Consider the following 6,292-nt stretch of genomic DNA (forward strand, 5'->3'; position numbering starts at 1 on the left):
AACATGCAACACCTCAAAGAAATAATAGTACAGGCCGTAGAAGCCGTAGCAAACGCAACTGACCTCGCAACATTGGACACTGTTCGTGTTGAGTACCTTGGTAAAAAGGGTATTTTAACTGAACAGATGAAAACATTAGGTAAACTGCCTCCAGCAGAAAAACCTAAAGCTGGCCAAGCGATTAATATTGCTAAGCAAGAAGTTCAAAAAGTCATTAACGATAAACGTGATGCATTACAGAAAGCTGTTTTAGATGCTAAATTAGCAGAAGAAATGATTGATGTGACTGCACCAGGTCGTACCAACCTTAATGGTGGTTTACATCCTGTAACACGTACTATCGAACGTATTGAATCATTTTTCGGCGAATTAGGTTTCGCTGTTAAATCTGGTCCAGAAGTTGAAGATGATTATCACAACTTTGATGCATTGAATATCCCTGAGCACCATCCTGCTCGTGCGGATCACGATACATTTTACTTTAATCCTAAATTAGTACTAAGAACACAAACGTCTGGTGTTCAAATTCGTACGATGGAAGTGGAAAAACCACCAATTCGTATTATTTCTCCAGGCCGTGTTTACCGTAATGATTACGATCAAACTCACACACCAATGTTCCACCAAGTAGAAGGTCTATTTGTGGACGAAAAGGTAAGCTTTAGCGAACTAAAAGGTGTGTTACACGATTTCCTAAATAACTTCTTTGAAGAAGATTTAGAAATTCGTTTCCGTCCTTCTTATTTCCCATTCACAGAAACTTCTGCCGAAGTTGATGTTATGGGCAAAAATGGTAAATGGTTAGAAGTACTAGGCTGCGGCATGGTTCACCCTAACGTATTAACCTCTGTTGGAATCGACCCTGAAAAATACTCTGGCTTTGCCTTTGGTATGGGTGTTGAACGTTTAGCGATGCTTCGCTATGGCGTTAACGATTTACGTTCATTTTTCGAAAATGATTTACGTTTCCTCAAGCAGTTTAAATAAGATAGGACTCAATAATGAAATTCAGTAATGAATGGTTACAAACTTGGGTTAAACCAGGTCTTACAAATGAAGAGCTAGCTCATCAAATCACGATGGCTGGTCTTGAAGTTGACGGTATTGACGCTGTTGCGGGTGATTTTACTGGTATCGTTGTGGGTCACGTTGTTGAATGTGGTCAACACCCAGATGCAGATAAATTACAAGTAACTAAAATTGATATTGGTGCAGAAGAGTTAATTGATATCGTATGTGGTGCAGCTAACTGCCGTGAAGGACTAAAAGTTGCGGTTGCAACCGTTGGTGCTGTATTACCTGGCGATTTCAAAATTAAAAAAGCAAAACTACGTGGTCAACCATCACACGGTATGCTTTGTTCTGAGTCTGAAATGGGAATGGCTGAATCAGCAGATGGTATCATTGAATTACCAGCTGATGCAGTACCGGGTACTTGTATCCGCGAATGCCTTGGTCTTGATGATGTTACGATCGAAGTTGATCTAACACCTAACCGTGCTGATTGTCTAAGTATCGCAGGTATTGCTCGTGAAGTCGGTGTTTTAAACAACATTGCTGTAACGGCACCTGAATGGACAAATGCAACGGAAACAAGTTCTGAAACAGTAAGTGTTTCTGTAGACGCAACAGCACTGTGTCCTCGTTACCTTGGTCGTGTGATCAGCAACTTAGATGTGACGGCGAAAACGCCTTTATGGATGGTAGAGCGCCTACGCCGTTGTGGTACTCGTTCAATTGATCCAATCGTTGACGTTACTAACTATGTATTGTTAGAACTAGGTCAACCAATGCATGCATTTGACTTAGCGACTTTAACGGGTGGTATTAATGTTCGTCTTGCAAACCAAGATGAAAAATTAACACTACTTGACGGTAATGAAGTTAAGCTAAATGACAATACACTTGTTATTGCAGATGATAGCGGTGCGATCGCAATGGCTGGTATCTTCGGTGGCGAAAAAACGGGCGTAACGACTGCAACAAACTCAATTTTACTTGAGTCTGCATTCTTTAGCCCGCTAGCGATTACTGGTCGCGCTCGTGCATACGGTTTGCATACTGATTCTTCACATCGTTTTGAACGTGGTGTTGATTCAGAGCTTCAATATCAAGCGATGGAACGTGCAACACAGCTGATCGTTGAAATCTGTGGTGGTGAAGTCGCTCCTGTTGTTGATGTGACTACAGAGTCTGCATTACCGACACATGCGCCAATTAACTTACGTCGTCATCAGTTAGATAAAATAATTGGTTTCCATGTTGAAGATGCGAAAGTAACTGATATTTTAAACAGTTTAGGTTTATCTCCTACGTTTGAAAATGATACATGGACAGTTACTTCACCATCTTTCCGCTTCGATATCGAAGTTGAAGTGGATTTAATTGAAGAAGTAGCGCGTGTATTCGGTTACAACAACATCCCAAATGTTGCACCTGTTGCGCCATTGAAGATGACAGATCATAATGAAGCAACATTACCTGTTCGCCGCATTCGTGACTTAATGGTTGACCGTGGTTTCCAAGAAGCAATTACATATAGCTTTGTTGATCCAAAACGTCAGTTATTATTACACCCTGAAGCAGACCATCTTGTATTACCACATCCAATTTCGATTGAGATGTCAGTAATGCGTGTAAGTATGTTTACAGGTTTGGTAGAAGCTGTTGTAGCTAACCAAAAACGTCAGCAACAACGTATTCGTTTATTTGAAACTGGTCTTACTTTTATTAAAGATGAATCAGTTGAAAATGGCGTGCTTCAAGTGCCAATGCTTGGTGCAATCATCGCGGGTACAGCAAATGCTGAATCGTGGAATCAAGAGAGTAAGTCTGTTGACTATTTTGATCTTAAAGGCGATTTAGACGCATTATTAGATCAAACATGTAACACTGATGCATTTGTACTTAAACGTGCAAGTCATCCTGGATTACATCCTGGTCAAAGTGCTGAAATCTTCTGTGGTGATCGTTCTGTTGGTCATATTGGTACTATCCATCCTTCACTAGAGAAGAAGTTAGGCCTAAATGGTTCAGCGATTATTCTTGAGATTGAACTGGCTACATTAACATCACGTAAATTGCCGCAAGCTGTTGAAGTTTCTAAGTTTACTTCGAACCGTCGTGACATCGCTATGATTGTTAAAGACGACGTTAACGCTGGTGATGTTCTTAACTTCATCAAAAAAGTTGGCGGGAATCAGTTAGTTGGCATAAACTTGTTTGATGTATACCAAGGTACAGGTGTTGCAGAAGGTCATAAGAGCCTAGCAATCAGCTTAACCTTGCAAGATATCTCACGCACCCTGGAAGAAAAAGAAATATCTGAAGCAGTAAATAATGTTGTGGAAGCTATCTCATCTGAATTCAATGCATCCTTGAGGGATTAATTTATGGCACTAACCAAAGCTGATATTGCTGAAACTTTATTTAACGACGTTGGCCTGAGTAAACGTGAATCTAAAGAAATGGTAGAAGCTTTCTTTGAAGAGATTCGTTTATCTTTAGAAGTTAACGAACAAGTTAAAATATCTGGTTTTGGTAATTTTGACCTTCGTGATAAAGGTGAACGACCTGGTCGTAATCCTAAAACAGGTGAAGATATACCAATTACAGCTCGTCGCGTTGTGACTTTTAAACCGGGTCAGAAATTGAAAGCGAAAGTTGAAACTATCTTAAAAGATTAGAGTTTAATCAGATAATAAAAAACCGGCGAATGCCGGTTTTTTTATGCCTGTTACAAACGAATATTCATAGCAGTTACAGATACATGATTACCCTACAACATAATAAAAGGAAGTAGGGTAAGCGCTAAAAGGAATTAACCGCCTAGCTTATCTGATGCAATATGGTACTCAGGGTCTTCAATTAAATTAACTTCAATCATATCGCCTGCGCGCTTCATTAATTGTTTACATTCTAATGAAAGGTGGCGTAGGTGTAATACTTTACCTGTAGCAACATAACGCTCAGCCAGTGTGTCGATCGCTTCAATTGCTGAGTGGTCACATACGCGAGAGTTAGCAAAATCAATAATTATATCTTGTGGGTCACCATCAGTGTCAAATAGCTCTAAGAAGTGGCTAACAGAACCAAAGAATAGTGGACCATTCACTTTGTATACTTTACTACCAGATTCTTCGGTAGACTTTTCTGCATTGATATGTGCTGCATGTTCCCAAGCAAAACGTAATGCCGAAACAATAACACCGATGATCACTGCAACAGCTAGATCGGTAAATACAGTAACAACTGTCACAAGCACAATTACAAAGGTATCAGCTTTAGGGATTTTACGGATTACGCGGAAGGTTGCCCATTCAAATGTACCAATCACAACCATGAACATAACACCAACAAGCGCAGCTAGTGGGATAACTTCAATCAGTGATGAGAAGAATAGGATAAAGAGTAATAATGAGATAGCAGCTGTGATACCGGATAAACGGCCTCGACCACCCGAGTTAATGTTGATCATTGATTGACCAATCATTGCACAACCCCCCATAGCACCAAAGAAGCCGCTTACGATGTTTGAAGCACCTTGTGCAACACACTCTTGATTACCTTTACCACGTGTACCTGTCATTTCATCAATAACTGTTAGTGTCAGTAGCGATTCAATAAGACCAACAGCAGCAAGGATTAATGAGTAAGGTAGGATGATATAGAGTGTTTCTAGGTTAAATGGCACACTTGGAATACTGAAACTCGGTAGTGAACCAGAAATAGTTGCATTGTCATCGCCTGTCATTGAACGCACAAAATCAACAACTGTACGCGTATCTAGACCCATGTAATAAACAATTAGCGTTACGGTTACAATCGCAACGAGCGAAGAGGGTACTGCTTTTGTTAATTTAGGTAAGAAATGAATGATCGCCATCGTTAAAGCAACTAAACCAAGCATAATGAATAATTGCGTATCTTGTAGCCAAGCTAGGTTACCATTACCGTCAGCAAATTTGAATTGACCTAGTTGCGCTAAGAAGATCACAATCGCAAGACCATTCACAAACCCCATCATTACTGGGTGTGGAACAATGCGAATGAATTTCCCGAGCTTAAATATACCTGCGAGTACTTGCAGTAGACCCGCAAGAACGACAGCGGCGAATAAATATTGCACGCCATTGTCAGCTACAAGCGATACCATTACAACAGCCATTGCACCCGTTGCACCAGAGATCATGCCAGGTCGTCCACCAAAAACGGCAGTGATTAAACCAACCATAAATGCAGCGTATAAGCCAACTAGCGGTTCAACACCTGCTACAAAAGCAAATGCTATCGCTTCAGGCACAAGTGCGAGTGCGACGGTTAAACCAGACAAAACATCATTTTTTACTGATGCTATGGAGTATTTAGGAAATTCAAACATAAATTATAAGTTACCGAGTTGTCATTTGTGAATAAAAGTAAATAAAATAAAAGGACCATGTGAATTTGACATGATCCTCGTTATTAAAAGTGTACTAAGTACGTACCAAAAAGCCGCATAACATGCGGCTTTTAAATTTAGCTAATAGTTATTGTTTAATAATAGTTATTATTTAGCTAATTTGGTTGGCGATGTGCTTTGTGAAGAAGCAAATTGACTGCCACCTGGTCCAGCCGCCACATCAATTAATGGTCGTTGAACGACACCAACTTTGGGAACAAAGTGGTGTTGTGAAGGTGCTACTTGTTGAGGTGTTGCCATCTTAACAGTGAAGTTAGTCTTCTTTGATGTTGTACCTTGTGCTTGCAGTGCAGGCACTGAAGTCACTTCAATAGCCTGATAAGCAACGGGTGTTTCAGCAACAACGGGTGTTTCAACAACAACGGGTGTTTCAGCAACAACGGGTGTTTCAACAACAACGGGTGTTTCAACAACAACGGGTGTTTCAACAACAACGGGTGTTTCAACAACAACGGGTGTTTCAACAACAACCGGTGTTTCAGCAACAACCGGTGTTTCAACAACAACGGGTGTTTCAACAACAACCGGTGTTTCAGCAACAACTGGTGTTTCAACAACCGGTGTCTCAACAACCGGTGTTTCAACAACCGGTGTTTCAACAACAACTGGTGCGGCACCTGGACGAGTTGCTGGAGCCGTGTGCATTTGACGCGTTATAGATTTAGTTTCAATCTTTACACGTTCAGCTGACGCTTTCGCTGTTGGTGTCACAGCAAGGGTAGCTTCAACAGTAACTGGTGCTGGTTTAGCTGCAGCTGCTGTATGCATAACAGGTTTAGTTACTGCTGCTGTTACAGGTTTAGTTACTGCTGCTGTTACAGGTTTAGTTAC

General features: G+C 40.7%; 4 protein-coding genes and 1 pseudogene. 3 read left to right on the forward strand and 2 right to left on the reverse strand.

Annotated features, from left to right (window positions below):
- Positions 1-3: 3 nt before the first annotated feature.
- From pheS to ihfA, 3 genes are read left to right on the forward strand one after another with little or no spacing between them, the layout of a single operon-like run.
- A complete protein-coding gene (gene pheS / locus AKG98_RS17700; RefSeq protein ID WP_067048981.1) occupies positions 4-987 on the forward strand; it encodes a phenylalanine--tRNA ligase subunit alpha in 984 nt (327 codons plus the stop codon).
- A 14-nt stretch (positions 988-1,001) separates the two neighbouring features.
- The gene (gene pheT / locus AKG98_RS17705) at positions 1,002-3,389 is read left to right on the forward strand and encodes a phenylalanine--tRNA ligase subunit beta (RefSeq protein ID WP_067048984.1); all 2,388 of its coding nucleotides are present in this window, start codon (positions 1,002-1,004) and stop codon (positions 3,387-3,389) included.
- Positions 3,390-3,392: 3 nt separating this feature from the next.
- On the forward strand, positions 3,393-3,686 hold the full coding sequence (gene ihfA, locus AKG98_RS17710; RefSeq protein WP_067048987.1) for an integration host factor subunit alpha: 294 nt from the start codon (positions 3,393-3,395) through the stop codon (positions 3,684-3,686).
- 134 nt (positions 3,687-3,820) lie between these two features.
- Here the strand turns inward: ihfA and AKG98_RS17715 are convergent, their stop codons facing one another.
- Entirely contained in the window at positions 3,821-5,380 is a 1,560-nt protein-coding gene (locus tag AKG98_RS17715) for a SulP family inorganic anion transporter (RefSeq protein ID WP_067048991.1), read from the reverse strand.
- A gap of 168 nt (positions 5,381-5,548) precedes the next feature.
- A pseudogene (locus tag AKG98_RS22530) lies at positions 5,549-6,292 on the reverse strand (ribonuclease E); the annotation flags it as partial.

This window comes from Moritella sp. JT01 (assembly GCF_001574435.1).
Taxonomy (GTDB): Bacteria; Pseudomonadota; Gammaproteobacteria; order Enterobacterales; family Moritellaceae; genus Moritella.